General features: G+C 58.8%; 11 protein-coding genes and 1 pseudogene. 6 read left to right on the top strand and 6 right to left on the bottom strand.

What is annotated here, in order from left to right:
• Window positions 1–216: pseudogene (locus B5G37_RS03755) on the bottom strand (hypothetical protein); the annotation flags it as partial.
• A 112-nt stretch (window positions 217–328) separates the two neighbouring features.
• The gene (locus tag B5G37_RS03760; protein WP_087254117.1) at window positions 329–3,766 is read right to left on the bottom strand and encodes a pyruvate carboxylase; all 3,438 of its coding nucleotides are present in this window, start codon (window positions 3,764–3,766) and stop codon (window positions 329–331) included.
• Window positions 3,767–4,035: 269 nt separating this feature from the next.
• Here B5G37_RS03760 and recG point away from each other — a divergent pair, with 269 nt between their 5' ends.
• From recG to rsmI, 4 genes are read left to right on the top strand one after another with little or no spacing between them, the layout of a single operon-like run.
• Window positions 4,036–6,129 (top strand): ATP-dependent DNA helicase RecG, encoded by a 2,094-nt coding sequence (gene recG / locus B5G37_RS03765; protein ID WP_087254431.1) that lies wholly within the window; start codon window positions 4,036–4,038, stop codon window positions 6,127–6,129.
• A gap of 26 nt (window positions 6,130–6,155) precedes the next feature.
• Complete coding sequence (locus B5G37_RS03770) at window positions 6,156–6,542, top strand: C-GCAxxG-C-C family protein (protein ID WP_087254121.1); 387 nt, start codon at window positions 6,156–6,158, stop codon at window positions 6,540–6,542.
• A gap of 12 nt (window positions 6,543–6,554) precedes the next feature.
• Entirely contained in the window at window positions 6,555–8,732 is a 2,178-nt protein-coding gene (locus B5G37_RS03775; protein WP_087254125.1) for a Tex family protein, read from the top strand.
• 10 nt (window positions 8,733–8,742) lie between these two features.
• On the top strand, window positions 8,743–9,573 hold the full coding sequence (rsmI, locus tag B5G37_RS03780; protein ID WP_087254127.1) for a 16S rRNA (cytidine(1402)-2'-O)-methyltransferase: 831 nt from the start codon (window positions 8,743–8,745) through the stop codon (window positions 9,571–9,573).
• 108 nt (window positions 9,574–9,681) lie between these two features.
• Here rsmI and B5G37_RS03785 read toward each other — a convergent pair whose 3' ends face one another.
• The gene (locus tag B5G37_RS03785) at window positions 9,682–9,924 is read right to left on the bottom strand and encodes an AbrB/MazE/SpoVT family DNA-binding domain-containing protein (protein WP_087254130.1); all 243 of its coding nucleotides are present in this window, start codon (window positions 9,922–9,924) and stop codon (window positions 9,682–9,684) included.
• Window positions 9,925–10,107: 183 nt separating this feature from the next.
• Here B5G37_RS03785 and B5G37_RS03790 point away from each other — a divergent pair, with 183 nt between their 5' ends.
• Together B5G37_RS03790 and B5G37_RS03795 are read left to right on the top strand one after the other, a co-directional pair.
• Window positions 10,108–10,680: a spore maturation protein A gene (locus B5G37_RS03790; RefSeq protein ID WP_087254136.1), complete on the top strand. Its 573-nt coding sequence runs from the start codon at window positions 10,108–10,110 to the stop codon at window positions 10,678–10,680.
• 7 nt (window positions 10,681–10,687) lie between these two features.
• On the top strand, window positions 10,688–11,203 hold the full coding sequence (locus B5G37_RS03795) for a nucleoside recognition domain-containing protein (RefSeq protein WP_087254139.1): 516 nt from the start codon (window positions 10,688–10,690) through the stop codon (window positions 11,201–11,203).
• Window positions 11,204–11,231: 28 nt separating this feature from the next.
• Here the strand turns inward: B5G37_RS03795 and B5G37_RS03800 are convergent, their stop codons facing one another.
• The 3 genes from B5G37_RS03800 to B5G37_RS03810 form a co-directional block, all read right to left on the bottom strand.
• Window positions 11,232–12,491: a hemolysin family protein gene (locus tag B5G37_RS03800; protein ID WP_242962749.1), complete on the bottom strand. Its 1,260-nt coding sequence runs from the start codon at window positions 12,489–12,491 to the stop codon at window positions 11,232–11,234.
• Window positions 12,492–12,650: 159 nt separating this feature from the next.
• The gene (locus tag B5G37_RS03805; protein ID WP_087254142.1) at window positions 12,651–14,720 is read right to left on the bottom strand and encodes an elongation factor G; all 2,070 of its coding nucleotides are present in this window, start codon (window positions 14,718–14,720) and stop codon (window positions 12,651–12,653) included.
• 228 nt (window positions 14,721–14,948) lie between these two features.
• Complete coding sequence (locus tag B5G37_RS03810) at window positions 14,949–15,575, bottom strand: anti-sigma factor (RefSeq protein WP_087254145.1); 627 nt, start codon at window positions 15,573–15,575, stop codon at window positions 14,949–14,951.
• Window positions 15,576–15,607 lie beyond the last annotated feature (32 nt).

Raw genomic sequence — 15,607 nt, forward strand, 5'->3', positions numbered from 1 at the left:
GGGGGTGACGGTGGGCCGGGGCGCAGGGGTGACGGTGATGGATGCGGTGCCTGCGGCCGGCTCATCGGCCAGCTTGGACACATTGCTGCGCACGCTTTGAATGAGGAAGTAGGCGGACAGACCGATGACCATCACACACATCAGCACCGCAAGATAAAATCCCTTCCCCGTGACAAAGTCCACGGCTCGTTTCCATAAATTCGGTTTCTGGTTCATAATAACACCTCCACGGCTATTTTGGACAGGAGGTGAGTACCCTATACCGGAGAATGGAAAAATGATGGAGGAGATTCCACACCGGGAATCTCCTCCATGAAAGAAATGGAAGTTATTTTACTTTGATGGTCATCAGCAACTCACCGGCCTTGACGCTGGAGCCGTCGGTGATGTAAACCTGATCCACCACACCGGACATGCGAGCCACCACGGAGGTCTCCATCTTCATGGCTTCGATGACGGTCACTACCTGGTTTTCCTCTACGGTATCGCCGGGTTTCACGGAAACCTTGGACACCATGCCGGGGATGGAGGAGCCCACCTGGCTCTTGTCCTCCGGGTCAGCCATGACCACGGTGCGGCCCTTGACCTGAGCACGCTTGTCTGGCACAGCCACCTCGCGGCGGGTGCCGTTGAGCTCGAAGTTGACGGTGCGGGTGCCATCGTCGTTCTGGTCCCCCAACCCCAGGTACTTGATGACCAGGGTCTTGCCGTCCTCAATGTTGATCTTGTTGGTCTCGCCAATGGCCATGCCGTTGAAGAACACGTGGCTGCTCATGCGGGTGATGTAGCCGTATTCCTGACGGTGGTTGCGGTAATCCTCATAGACCTTGGGGAACAGACAGTAGGAGAGCATGGCCCGGGTGTTGATGATGTCGCTCTCCATAAAGCGGGTCATCTCCTGACGCACGGCATCGAAGTCCACAGGGGGCAGCAGCTCGCCGGGACGGCAGGTGATGGGCTTCTCGCCCTTAAGTACTACCTCTTGCAGACCCTCAGGCTGGAAGCCCCAGGCGGGCTGGCCCATCATGCCCTTGAAGTAGCTGACCACCGAATCGGGGAAGGCCAGACTCTTGCCCCGCTCCAAGATGTTGTCGGGGGTAAGGTCGTTTTGCACCATGAAGATGGCCAGATCGCCCACCATCTTAGAGGAGGGGGTCACCTTTACCAGATCGCCCAACATATCGTTGACGGTCTTGTACATCTCCTTGACTTCTTCAAAGCGGGGGCCAAGGCCCAAGGACACTACCTGAGGATACAGGTTGGTGTACTGACCGCCGGGGATTTCGTAGCGATAGATGTCGGTGGTGGGGCTCTTCAGACCCTCGTCAAAGCTGGCATAGCGCAGACGCACGTCGGACCAGTAGTTGTCCAGGCGCTGAATGTCTCGCAGGTCCAGACCGGTATCTCGCTCCTGTCCTTCCAGGGCGGCCACTACGGCAGACAAAGAGGGCTGACTGGTGAGGCTGGACAGGGAGGCGGTGGCACAGTCCACAATGTCCACCCCGGCCTCAGCGGCCATGAGATAGGTGGCCACCTGGTTTCCAGTGGTGTCGTGGGTATGCAGGTGGATGGGCAGGCCCACCTCCTGTTTCAGGGTAGAGATTAGCTTCTTGGCGGCGTAAGGCTTGAGCAGGCCGGACATATCCTTGATGCACAAGGTGTGGGCACCGCGGCGCTCCAGTTCCTTGGCCATGTCCACGTAGTACTTTAAGGTGTACTTGTCCCGCTTGGGGTCCAGAATGTCACCGGTGTAGCACATGGTGGCCTCCAGCACCTTGTTCTGGCGCAGTACCTCGTCCATAGCCACTTCCATGCCGGGAATCCAGTTCAGAGAGTCGAACACCCGGAAGATATCAATGCCGGACTGAGCGGCTTCCCGCACAAACTCCCGCACCAGGTTATCGGGGAAGTTGGCGTAGCCCACCATGTTGGAGCCGCGCAGCAGCATCTGGAAGGGAATGTTGGGGATCTTCTGGCGCAGCAGGTCCAGGCGGTCCCAGGGAGACTCATGGAGGAAGCGGTAAGCGGTGTCGAAGGTGGCGCCGCCCCACATCTCCAGGGAGAAGCAGTCGCCCAAAATCTCTGCAGTGCCGTCCGCTCCGTGCACCATGTCTCGGGTACGCATCCGGGTGGAGAGGAGGGACTGGTGAGCGTCCCGCATGGTGGTGTCGGTGATGAGCAGTTTCTTCTGATTCAGCACCCACTCCTTCACTGCCTCGGGGCCCTTTTCATCCAGTAACTGCTTCAGGCCGTGGAGCGGCTTGCCGGTGGTCTCGGGGAAGCGGGGCTTGTGGTACTGCTTGCGCTCAGTGTCGGGGTTGTCCACCTGAATCTGAGCGATGTACTTCAAGACCTTGGTGGCGCGGTCCCGGCTGTTCTCAATCTCAAACAGCTCAGGGGTGTCGTCAATGAACTTGGTGTGGCAGGCTCCAGCCAGGAAGGCGGGGTGGTTGAGGATGTTGGTGACAAAGGGAATGTTGGTCTTGACCCCTCGCACGTGCTCCTCGTTCACCGCGCGGGTGGCCCGGCGGCAGGCGCCTTCAAAGGTATTGTCCCAAGTGGTCACCTTCACCAACAGGGAGTCGTAGTAAGGGGAGATGACAGCCCCGGCAGCCGCGTTGCCGCCGTCCAAACGCACGCCAAAGCCGCCGCTGGAGCGATAGGCGGAGATTTTGCCGGTATCGGGGGCAAAGTTGTTGGAGGGGTCCTCGGTGGTCACCCGGCACTGGATGGAGTAGCCGTACATACGCAAGTCCTCCTGGCGGGCCAGACCGATGGCGGGGTGGGAGAGGGGATGGCCCTCGGCGATGAGAATCTGGGCCCGCACCAGGTCCACGCCGGTGACCATCTCGGTGACGGTGTGCTCCACCTGAATGCGGGGGTTCATCTCAATGAAGTAGTGCTGGCCCGTCTTGCCATCCACCAGGAACTCCACGGTGCCGGCGTTGACGTAGCCCACATGCTTGGCGATCTTCACCGCGTCCGCCCGCAGGGCTTCCACGGTAGCCTTGGGCACTGACCAGGCGGGGGCGTACTCCACAACCTTCTGATAGCGGCGCTGGAGGGAGCAGTCACGCTCACCCAGGTGCATCACGTTTCCGTGCTCATCGGCCAGGATCTGCACCTCGATGTGCTTGGGCTCCACCAGGAATTTCTCGATAAAGATATCCTCGTTGCCAAAAGCCTTGCGGGCCTCATTTTTCACCAGCTCGAACTCCCGGCGCACGTCCTCCTCGCTGTCGCAGCGCCGCATGCCACGACCGCCACCGCCGGCGGCGGCCTTGAGGATGATGGGGAAGCCATAGCTCACGGCCTTTTCCACCGCCTCGTCCGCATCCTTCAACGGCTGGGTGGAGCCGGGGATGATGGGCACATTGCAGGCAATGGCCGTGGCTTTGGCCGCCAGCTTGTCGCCCATCTGGGCCAACACGTGGGAGGGAGGGCCGATGAACTTGATGCCATTAGCCTCACAGGCCCGGGCGAAGTCGGCGTTTTCCGACAAAAATCCATAGCCCGGGTGAATGGCGGTGACGCCCCGGCGCTTGGCCAGGTCGATGATGGCGGGAATATCCAGATACGCGCCCAGAGGGGACTGGTTTTCTCCAATGAGATAGGCCTCGTCGGCTTTGATGCGGAACATGGAATTGGTGTCCTCGTTGGAGTACATGGCCACCGTATGCAGCCCCAAATCGTGACAGGCACGGAAAATGCGAATGGCGATCTCGCCTCGGTTGGCGGCGAGCACCTTGGAAAATTGCTGTGCCACGTTGATACCTCCTTATCCTTGATGGTTCACTGTAATAATGTACATTATAATGGCTGGTTTTCCCTTTTGCAACGGAGAAAGAGTGTTAAAAAATAAACTTGGTACTTTTGACATGAAACGCTTTATCTCGTCAAAGAAGTTGTGACAAAGAGACGAAAGTCCGCCGCACAAAGACAGATGTCGGAGAGAGGGGGGTGTTCATAGAGGGGGAAATGTGGTACAATGAAGGCCTGCAAATTGGGGGATTGCCCCAAATGGAGGTGAAAGGCATGGAGCAGAGGAACAATGTGGCGCTGTCCTCACTGTCTGGCGTGGGACCGGTGCGCAGCGGGAAATTGGCCAAGCTGGGCCTGGAACGGCTGAGCGACGTGCTCTGGCACTTTCCTCTACGCTATGAGGACCGGCGCAAGGTCTACACCGTGCGGGAAGCGCCCGAGGGGCAGATGTGCTGTGTCAAGGCCATGGTGGCCCAGCTGCCCCAGCTCTCCCGGGTGCGCAGCGGCATCGAGCTGGTGAAGGTGCGCTGTGTGGATGACACCGGGGTGCTGAACCTGACTTTTTTTCACCAAAGCTACCTGCGCCATACCTTTTCCCCAGGCGATCAGTACGTATTCTACGGAAAAGTGGAGCGGCAGGGGCGAGGCATTTCCATGGTCAATCCCCTCTTTGAAAAGGAAGGGGAGGAGAAGTATACCGGGCGCATCGTCCCCGTGTATCCCCTGACGGCTGGCGTCCACAATGCGCTGCTGATGAACTTGGCCCAGCTAGCGGTGGAGCAACTGGCCCCCACGGTGGAGGAGGTGCTCCCCCTGTGGGTGCGGGAGGAGTACCACCTGTGCCAGCAAGAGTTTGCCCTGCAAAACATCCACTTTCCCCAGAGTTTTGAGGGGCTGGAGTGGGCAAGACGGCGGCTGATTTTTGAGGAGCTACTCACCCTGACCTGCGGTTTGGCCATGTTGAAAGGGCGGCGGCAGCACTTTGACGGATTGCGTCTGGCGCCCCATTCTCCAGAGGAATTCCAATCGCTGCTCCCCTTTATCCCCACGGATGCCCAGCGTCGGGCCATGGAGGACATCTTCCACGATGTCACCTCGGGGCAGAGCATGAACCGCCTGGTGCAGGGCGATGTAGGCTCGGGCAAAACGGCGGTGGCCGCCTATGGGGCGTGGGTGACAGCCCTCAGCGGCATGCAGTGCGCCCTTATGGCCCCCACCGAACTGCTGGCCGAGCAGCACTACCGCACCCTGTCCACCCTGTTGGGCCCCAGCGGCATTCGGGTGGAACTCCTTACCGGATCGGTAAAAGGAGCGGGGCGAAAAAAGTTGCTCCAGGCACTGGCCAGCGGAGACGTTCAGGTGCTGGTGGGCACCCATGCCCTCTTTTCCCAGGGGGTGGAGTACCACCGGCTGGGCCTGGTGATTGCCGATGAGCAGCACCGGTTTGGCGTGGCCCAGCGGGGTGCGTTGGCCGCCAAGGGGGGCGAGATTCCGCCCCATGTGCTGGTGATGTCCGCCACCCCCATTCCCCGCACCTTGGCGCTGATGATCTACGGGGATATGGAGGTGTCCATCATCGACCAGTTGCCTCCTGGACGCACCCCGGTATCCACCTATGTGGTGGGAGAGGACAAGCGACAGCGCATGTACGGCTTTGTCCGCACCCAAGTGGGGCAGGGAAGACAGGTCTATCTGGTGTGTCCCGCCGTAGAGGAGAACGGAGGCGAGGATGAGGAGGGACAGACATCCTTGTTTCCCGCCATGGACCTGAAAGCAGTGACCACCTATGCCAAACACCTGCAAGAGCAGGTGTTTCCCGATTTGAAGGTGGGGTTTGTCCACGGCAAAATGAAAAGCAAGGACAAGGAAGCCATCATGTCCGCCTTTGCCGCCGGAGAGATTCAGGTCTTGGTGTCCACCACCGTCATTGAGGTGGGGGTGGACGTGCCCAACGCCACCTTGATGATTGTGGAGAACGCTGACCGCTTCGGCCTGTCCCAGCTGCACCAGCTGCGTGGCCGAGTGGGTCGAGGCAAGCACGAGAGTTACTGTGTGCTGGTCACTGCCAGCCGCAGTGAGACGGCCCGACAGCGGCTGCGGGTGCTGACCCAGACCACGGACGGCTTCCAAATTGCCCAGGAGGACCTGCGTCTGCGTGGCCCTGGCGACTTTTTCGGCCAGCGGCAGCACGGCTTGCCCCAGTTGAAGGTGGCGGACTTTGCCTCCGACCTGGAAGTTTTGAACCAAGCCCGGCAAGCGGCTCAGGCGTTGGTGGATGGGGACCCGGATTTGACCCAGGCCCAGCACCTTCCCCTGCGCCGTCGGGTGGAGCATATGTTCCGGGACAACCCGGATATTTTTCATTAACACAAGCGGAAATGGAGCGAACCAATATGACCAGAAAAGAACACAGCAAGACTCTGCGGGCGGATACCCAGGTGCACTACAACTGCGCCCAATCGGTGCTTATCCCCTTTGCCCAGGACATGGGGCTCACAGAGGAGCAGGCCAACGCCTTGGGCCTGAACTTTGGCGCCGGCATGGGCTGCGGCTCGGTGTGCGGTGCCATCACCGGGGCCTTTGCGGCCATGGGCGGCTTAGGGCTTCCCCAGGAGAAGCGCGCTCAGCTGTTGCGGGAGTTTCGCCAGGACCATGGAGACGTCCACTGCGCCCAGCTGTTGAAGAGCGCCGTGGAGCGGGGCGAGGAGCGCAAGTGCCACTGTGACCGGATGGTGGAGTGGTGTATGGACTGGGTCAGCCGGGAAAGCGGCCTGGAATAAAGGAGAATACCCATGGAAGAACTGATCAAGCGTTTGGCCCAGGAATTTTCTGTCTCGGCCAAGCATGTGGAAAATGTCATCAACCTTTTGGACGAGGGGAATACGGTCCCCTTCATTGCCCGGTACCGCAAGGAGATGCACGGCGGCATGGATGACCAGCTCATCCGGCAGCTGGCCGACCGGCTGCAATACCTGCGGGGGCTGGACAAGCGCCGCCAGGAAGTGAAAACCGCCATTGAAAACCAGGGCAAGCTCACCGACGAGTTGGCCCAGGCCATTGACGGGGCTCAGACTCTGGCCGAGGTGGAGGATTTGTACCGTCCCTACCAGCAAAAACGGCGCACCCGGGCCACCATGGCCAAGGAGAAGGGCCTGGAGCCTCTGGCTCAGACCCTCTATGCCCAGAAGCGGGACTGTCCCGACCCGGAGACCCTGGCCCAAGACTTCATCAACCCGGACTTGGGGGTGGAGGACGTGGAGGCGGCCCTGCAGGGTGCCTCCGATATTGTGGCGGAGTGGATTTCCGACGATGCGGACATCCGCAAGGTGTTGCGTACTCTCTATGCGAAAAAGGCTGTTTTGGTGTCCAAAGCTGCCGCCAAGGAGCCGGAGGACAGCGTATACCGGCTTTACTATGACTTCTCCTCTCCCGTCAGTAAGGTGATGGGCCACCAGGTGTTGGCCATGAACCGAGGGGAGCGGGAGGATATTTTAAAGGTGTCCGTGGACATGGACGAGGAGGAGGCCCTGGTGGCGGTGCGCCGCCAGGTGGTGCGCCCAGGCACCCCCGCCATGACCTTTGTGAAAGCTGCCGCTGAGGATGCCTACCGCCGTCTCATCGCACCCTCTCTGGAGCGGGAGGTGCGCAGTGATCTGACGGAAAAAGCCTCGGAAGGTGCCATCGGCCAGTTTGCCCTCAACCTCAAGCCCCTTTTGATGCAGCCCCCGGTGAAAGGGCATGTGACCATGGGCCTGGACCCCGGCTACCGCATGGGATGTAAGGTGGCGGTCATCGACCCCACGGGCAAGGTGCTGGACACCACCGTAGTCTATCCCACCCACGGGGAGCGAGGGAAGCAGGAGGCCATTGCCAAGCTCTCCGCTCTGGTGAAAAAGCATCATGTGCAGCACATTGCCATTGGCAACGGCACCGCCAGCCGGGAGACGGAGCAGATGGCGGTGGAAATGATCGGGAAGCTGAACTGCGGGGTCACCTATATGATGGTCAACGAGGCGGGGGCTTCGGTGTACTCTGCCTCTAAGCTGGCTGCCGAAGAGTTCCCCGACTTCGACGTGAACCTGCGTTCGGCGGCGTCCATTGCCCGCCGCCTCCAGGACCCCCTAGCAGAACTGGTGAAGATAGACCCCAAGAGCATCGGTGTGGGCCAATACCAGCATGATATGCCCCAGGCCCGTCTGGGGGAGGCTCTGGACGGCGTGGTGGAGGACTGCGTCAACGCCGTGGGTGTGGATGTGAACACCGCCTCGGCATCGTTGTTGACCCGAGTGGCGGGCCTGACCCAGACCACCGCCAAAAACATCGTGAAGTATCGGGAGGAGAATGGCCCCTTCACCACCCGGAAGCAAATTTTGAAGGTGCCCAAGCTGGGTCCCAAGGCTTTTGAACAGTGCGCCGGATTCTTGCGGGTGCCTGAGAGCAAATCTCCCCTGGACAACACCGCCGTCCACCCAGAGAGCTACGCAGCCGCCCAAGCACTACTGGAGCTGTGCGGATGCACCATGGAGCAGGTGAAGGCGGGGGCTATGCAGGATCTGATGGATAAGGTGAAGGCATACGGCGTGGAGCGGGCGGCCCAGGCCTGTGGCGTAGGCGTGCCCACCCTGTTGGACGTGGTGGGCGAGCTGATGAAGCCGGGACGCGATCCCCGAGACGAGCTGCCCGCCCCGGTGCTGCGCACCGACGTGCTGGAGATCAAGGACTTGAAGCCGGGCATGGAGCTGAAGGGCACGGTGCGCAACGTCATCGACTTTGGCGCCTTTGTGGACATTGGCGTGCACCAGGACGGCCTGGTGCACATCAGCCAAATCTGCGACCGCTTCATCAAGCATCCCTCTCAAGTATTGTCGGTGGGAGATGTGGTGACCGTGTGGGTCAAAGAGGTGGACGAGAAGAAAAAGCGCATTTCTCTGACCATGAAAGGTGCCGCGGCAGCGGTGCCGGGAAAGTGAGGAAACGGCTATGAGTGGAAAGTTGTATTTGGTTCCCACCCCCATCGGCAATTTGGGGGACATTTCCAGGCGTATGGCGGACACCATGGCAGAGGTGGACTTTCTGGCCGCGGAGGATACCCGAGTGACGGTGAAGCTGCTTAACCACCTGGGGCTGAAAAAGCCCATGGTCAGCTACCACCGCCACAACTTCGCCACCGCGGGCCCTGCCATTGTGCAGCGGCTGCTGGCGGGGGAGAGCTGCGCCCTGGTCACCGATGCGGGAACCCCCGCCATCTCCGACCCCGGAGAGGATTTGGTGGCCCTTTGTGCCCAGCATGAAATTGAGGTGGAGGCCATCCCCGGCCCCTGTGCTCTCATCTGTGCCCTGTCTGCCTCTGGGTTACCCACAGCACGATTTACCTTTGAGGGATTTCTCCCTCAGAACAAGAAAAACCGCCGTGCCCACCTGGATAGTCTTAGGAATGAGCAGCGCACCATGATTTTTTATGAGGCCCCCCATAAGCTGGAGGACACCCTGGAGGATTTCGTGGCTGTGTTCGGACCCCAGCGCCGAATTGCCCTGTGCCGGGAGCTGACCAAGCTCCACGAAGAGGTGGTACGGACAACTTTAGCCCAGGCAGTGGAGGACTGTACCAATCGCCCACCCAGAGGAGAATATGTATTGGTGGTGGAAGGGGCAGAGGAGGCTCCGGTGGAGCAGGCCGATCCCCAAATGGCTTTGCAGCGGGTAGAACAGCTGCGAGGAGAGGGGCTGTCTCTCAAGGAGGCCTGCGCCAAAGCAGCAGAGGAATTTGGCACGAAGAAGCGTCAGCTGTATGATATGAGCCTAGGAAAGTGATTACATATAGTATAAAATGGCGGCTTTATTTTCTGCCGAATTTAGGAATAAAATGACAAAAAACGCCGGTGGAAATTGTTTCCACCGGCGTTTTTTCTAATAAAAGTTTTACTTTCCTTCCAATTCCCGCAGGCAAGAAGCGCAGATGTTTTTCCCTTTGAAGGTGGTTACATCGGAAGATTCTCCGCAGAAAATGCAGGCGGGCTCGTACTTCTTTAGCACGATGGAGCCTCCATCCACGTAGATTTCCAGGGCATCACGTTCTGCGATGTCCAGAGTACGGCGCAATTCGATGGGCAGAACAATACGGCCCAATTCGTCCACTTTGCGGACAATTCCAGTAGATTTCATATGTGAAGTCCTCCTTAATAAATGTGCAACTTTACGAACCTACCCCATTATAACACAGCGTATAATGTTGTCAATCCGAAAAGTATAAAATTAATAGAACTATAATAAATTTCCAAGAAAAATGTCGAAGGTGTCATTGGGAAAAAAAGGGGGGCATAGGGTGGTAGAGAAAGGGGTGGGAGTATGGCGATGTCGTGGATCTGGGTGGTGATGGTGGGGGTCTCCATCCTCTGTGGAGCGGCCACTGGACGCATGGAAGAAGTGGCTGGAGCGGCATTGGAGGGGGCCAACGCCGGAGTGGAACTGTGTTTGGCCATGGTGGGGGTCATGTGCCTGTGGATGGGGGTCATGCGGGTGATGGAGAAAAGTGGCATGGTGCAGGGGCTGTCCCGCTGCCTGCATCCTGTGTTATCCCGGCTCTATCCGCAACACGCCCGGGACCAGGAGATCATGGGTGCGGTCAGTGCCAATGTGGCCGCCAACCTGCTGGGGCTGGGCAATGCCTCCACACCGTTGGGCATTCGGGCGGCACAGCTCATGGCAGACGGGGGAGGAGTGGCCACGGACAGCTTATGTATGTTAGTGGTGTGCAACACCGCCTCGATCCAGCTTATTCCCGCCACTGTGGCCAGTTTACGACAGGCCGCAGGTAGCGCTTCGGCCTTTGATATTCTTCCGGCGGTGTGGTTGGCCTCTGCCATATCGGTGACGGTGGGGGTTGTTGCGGCCAAGGGGATGGCTCGGCTGTGGAGGTGACGGCGCTATGATGTCCATGGTGGTGCCCTGCATTTTACTAATGGTAGGGGTATGGGGCCTGAGCCATGGTGTCGACGTGTGGGCCACCCTGGTGGAAGGGGGCGGGCAGGGCCTACAGACGGCCGTGCGCATGGTGCCCACGTTGGTGGGGCTACTGTGTGGGGTGTACATGCTGCGGGCTTCTGGAGCCTTAGAGCTGCTGGAGGGGGTGGTGGCTCCCCTTTTGACCCGAGTGGGTATTCCGCCGGAGACGGTGGGGCTATTGGTGGTGCGTCCCATCAGTGGTTCGGCGGCTCTGGGGCTGGGGGCAGAGCTCATCCAGACCTACGGCCCCGATTCTCTGGTGGGGCGCACGGCTGCGGTGATGCTGGGGTCCACCGAGACGACGTTCTACACCGTGGCGGTTTACTTTGGCGCGGCCAAGATCAGCCGCACTCGGTATGCCATTCCAGCGGCATTGTGTGCAGATATTGCGGGGTTTTTGGCCGCCAGTTGGGTGGTGCGGTGGCTGTTTGGGACATAAAAAAGAACGGGCCGAGGCCCGTTCTTTTTTACGCTTCTTCGGTTTCTTTGGAGAGCTTGCGCACGGAAATCTCCAGCACCCGGTGATGCTCCACGCTGGTGACAGTGACGTCCAGGTCCTCCCAAACGAAGTGGTCGCCTACATCGGGAATACGGCCCATCTGCTCCAGCACCCAGCCGGAGACCGTGGCGGCATCACAGGAGCCGGTGACGGAGAACAGGTCGTACATGTCGTCCAAATTGGCCGAGCAGGCAATGAGATAGCTGCCGTCGGGTTGGGGGCGGAACTGCTCCACCACTTCGTCGTGTTCGTCCCAGATATCGCCCACCAGTTCCTCCACCACGTCCTCCATGGTGAGCAGGCCTTCGGTACCGCCGTACTCGTCCACCACAATGGCCATGTGGGTTTTGGTGCGCTGGAACTGGCGCATCAGATCGTCAATTTTGGTGCCGGTAGTCACATGGAGCACCGGGTGGATCAGGGGGGCCAACTGGGTACGCCCGTGGTAGCGGGCGGCAAACAGATCCTTCTGGTGGATGACACCCACCACGTTGTCCAGAGACTCGTGGTACACCGGCATACGGGAGTAGCCCTCCTGAGCAAACAGGGCAGTGGCCTCCTCCATGGTGGCGGTGTCCTCCAGAGCCACGATATCCACCCGGGGGGTGAGAATGTCCGAGGCCTCCAGATCGTCAAAGCGAATGGCGGAACAGATGAGCTGGCTCTCCTCAGCGTCCAGACCGCCCTGGTCCTCCGCCTCGGTGACCATGGTCACCAGCTCTTCGTTGGTGATACCCACATCCTCTTTGGTGTGGAAGATCTTGGACAGCAGCTTTTTCCACAGGGTAAAGAAAAAGGTGGCAGGGGTGAGAATCACCATGAAAAACCGCAGGAAGGGAGCGGAAAACAGGGCGAAACTCTCGGGGGACTCTTTGGCCAGGCTCTTGGGAGAGACCTCGCCGAAAATCAGGATTACAATGGTAAGCACCACCGTGGACACAGCGGGGCCTTTACCTGGGCCCAGAAAGTCAATAAACAACACGGTGGATAGGGTGGTTGCCACATTGTTGACAATGTTATTGCCAATCAGGATGGTGGACAGGAGCTGGTCGTATTTTTCAGCCAGGGACAGCACACGGGCTGCTCGGGCGTCTCCGTTGTCCGCCCGACTTTTCAGCCGAATGCGGTTGAGGGAGGTAAAAGCCGTTTCGGTGGCGGAGAAATACGCACTCATCACCACCATACACAACAAGACTACCAGCAGGACTATACTGTCATCACCCAACACGGAATCATCACTCCTCAATTCATTTCTCTTTTTTCATGTGCTTGGGTATTGTCACCAAATATACCACATCCACTGGAAAGATGCAAGAAAAAGTCGTGTAAAGGAATTGTGCCATGCCGCAGCATACCTGCGGCATGGCACAAAGAGAAGTTTAAAGGGTTATTCCTCTGCCATGGCCTTTGCAGCGGCAATGGCCTTCTCCTGAGCGGCAGGGGGGCAGTCCTCATAGCGGACAAAGTGGAAGGTGAAGGAGCCGCGGGACTGAGTCATGGCCCGCAGGTCAATGGCGTAGGTCATCATCTCAGCCATGGGAACCTCGGCGGTGATGATCTGGCCACCGTCGTCGGTGGGATCCATGCCCATCACACGGCCGCGGCGCTTGTTCAGATCGCCGATGACATCGCCCATGTAGTTGTCGGGGATGGTCACCTTCAGCTCACCCACTGGCTCCATGAGCACCGGGGAGGCCTCGGGCAGAGCGGCCTTGTAGGCCAGCTGAGCGGCGGTCTTAAAGGCGATTTCCGAAGAGTCCACGGGGTGATAGCTTCCATCATACAACGTGGCCTTCAGGTTCACCACGGGGTAACCGGCTAGCACACCGTGCAGGCAAGCTTCCCGCAGACCCTTTTCCACAGCGGGGAAGAAGTTCTTGGGCACAGAGCCGCCGAACACCTCTTCACAGAACTCCAGTTCGTCGTTCTGGCCGGGTTCGAAGCGAATCCACACATCACCGAACTGGCCGGAACCACCGGTCTGCTTCTTATGACGGCCCTGCTTGGATACGCTCTTGCGGATCTTCTCACGGTAGGCCACACGAGGCTCACTGAGCACCACTTCCACGCCGAAGCGGCTCTTGAGCTTGCTCACCAGTACGTCCATCTGGATGTCACCGGCGGTGGTCACCACCATCTGGTGGGTTTCGGCGTTGTTGACCACGTGGAAGGTGGGATCTTCTTCATTGAGACGGGCCAAACCGGCGGCAATCTTATCCTCCTGGCCACGGACCTTGGGGGCGATAGCCTTGGAGTAGTTGGGCTCGGCAAAGGGGATGGGGTCCAGCTTCATGAACTTACGGGCATCACTGAGGGTGTCCCCAGTCTTGACCTTATCCATCTTACCGATGGCGCCAATGTCACCGCACAGAAACTCCTTGACCTCGGTGCTCTTCTTGCCGCACATCACATACAGACGACCCAGCTTTTCGTTGTTGCCAGTGTTGGTGTCCACCAAAGTCATGTCGGGGGACAGGTGGTCGGAGAGCACTTTGACGAAGGAGAACTTGCCGTACTGGTCAGCCACGGTCTTAAAGACGTAAGCAGCGGGAACGGCGCCCTGGGAAACGATAAACTCGGCGGGCTCACCCTCACGGTCAGTACCCATGGCGGGGATGCCTTCCAGAGGAGTGGGCAACAGGTCGATGATCAGATCCAGCAGCATCATGGTGCCCAGGCCGGTGTAAGCAGAGCCGCACAGCACGGGGATGATGGAGCCATCCCGGACGCCGGCCTTCAGGCCCTGCACCACTTCGGCGTAAGTAAAGGGCTCGCCAGAGAAGTATTTATCCATGAACTCCTCGCTGGTTTCTGCCACAGACTCCATGAGTTTCTCATAGATTTCCTCGATGACAGGAATCTTGTCTTCGGGAACGTCGATCTCCACACGCTTGCCGTCGTGGAGCTCGAAGGCACGCTTATGCAGCACATCGGCAATGCCGGTGACCTTCTTGTTCTCGTCCCAGATGGGCACCACCATGGGGGCGATGTTCTTGCCGAAGTGCTCGCGGAGGGTATCGAAGGCAGAGTTAAAGTCCACATTGTCTTCGTCCATCTTGGAGATGTAGACCAGGCGGGGCAGCTTGCGCTCGTTGAGCATCTTCCAAGCCCGCTCGGTGCCCACGGACAGACCGCCCTTGGCAGCACACACCAGAATACCGGCGTCGGCCACGGACAGGCACTCGGCCACCTCACCGGTGAAGTCGAAGTTACCGGGAGTGTCCAGCACGTTGATCTTACAACCCTTATATTCCACAGGGATCACAGAGGCGGAGATGGAGATCTGACGCTTGATTTCCTCGGGATCATAGTCGCTGACGGTATTGCCGTCGGAAGTTTTGCCCAGACGGTCAATGACACCAGTCGTGCGGAGGAAACTCTCCACCAGAGTGGTCTTACCATTACCACCGTGACCCAACAGACAGATGTTTCGAATTGCATGCGGAGAATAGCTCATTTTTCTTCCACTCCTTAATGTTTGCCATTTGCGCCATTCCTGGGGAATGGGCTTGAATGAATTATACAATGTGAATTGGCAATTTGCAACGGTTATTTGACAAAATGACGAAAACTTTTTTGCGCTACTGTGAAGCAGAGTGGAAAATGCGTAAAGGGAAATGGGTTTACCCTCGTTCGGACAAAAGAAAATACAGGTTTTGGAGAGTTCCAAAACCTGTATCAAAACTCAAGAGGCTGGCCACACAATGGCGGTGTTTCCGCTGCCATCCGGGGAGGATGGGGCGGTGCGGGTGAAGTTCACTCCGGATTGCTCCAGCAGTTTCACCAGGGCAGAGGTGGTGTCTGGGTCGGCCACACAGCACACCGAGCCGTCGGCCAGGGTAGAGGTGGGCAGGTTTTCCAAAAGCTCCAGACCCTCTTGAGAGAGGGGGGCGGAGAGGAGGAGAATCTGGTCGCAGTTAGGAACATCCACCGAGCGGGGCTGAACGAAGAAGGCCGCCGTTGTGGGGGTGGAAGGGGAGTCCGCCACTGGGGTGCGGTTCTGGGAGAAGTAGCCCAAGGTGACCACCAACGCCAGACAGGCGGCCAGAGGAGCCAACATCTTCCACGCCTTTTTGGGGCGGTGAACGGAGACCTGCGGGGGCAGATGCTCCAAAATATCTTGGTGCAGGTGAGGAGGAAGGGTACAGTCCATGGCTTTTATAGCCTGACTCTGGGCAGACAACTCCTGATAGAGCTGGGCACAGGAGGGGCAGGTGCGCAGGTGCGTGTTCAGTTGTTCCCGTTGGTGGGGGGAGAGTTCGCCGTCCAAATCGGCACTGATCCACTCCAGGTAGGTCTCATGCTCCAACATGCACACCCTCCTTTTGTCACATAATTTTCTGA

Source organism: Pseudoflavonifractor sp. An85 (genome assembly GCF_002161235.1).
Taxonomy (GTDB): domain Bacteria; phylum Bacillota; class Clostridia; order Oscillospirales; family Oscillospiraceae; genus Enterenecus.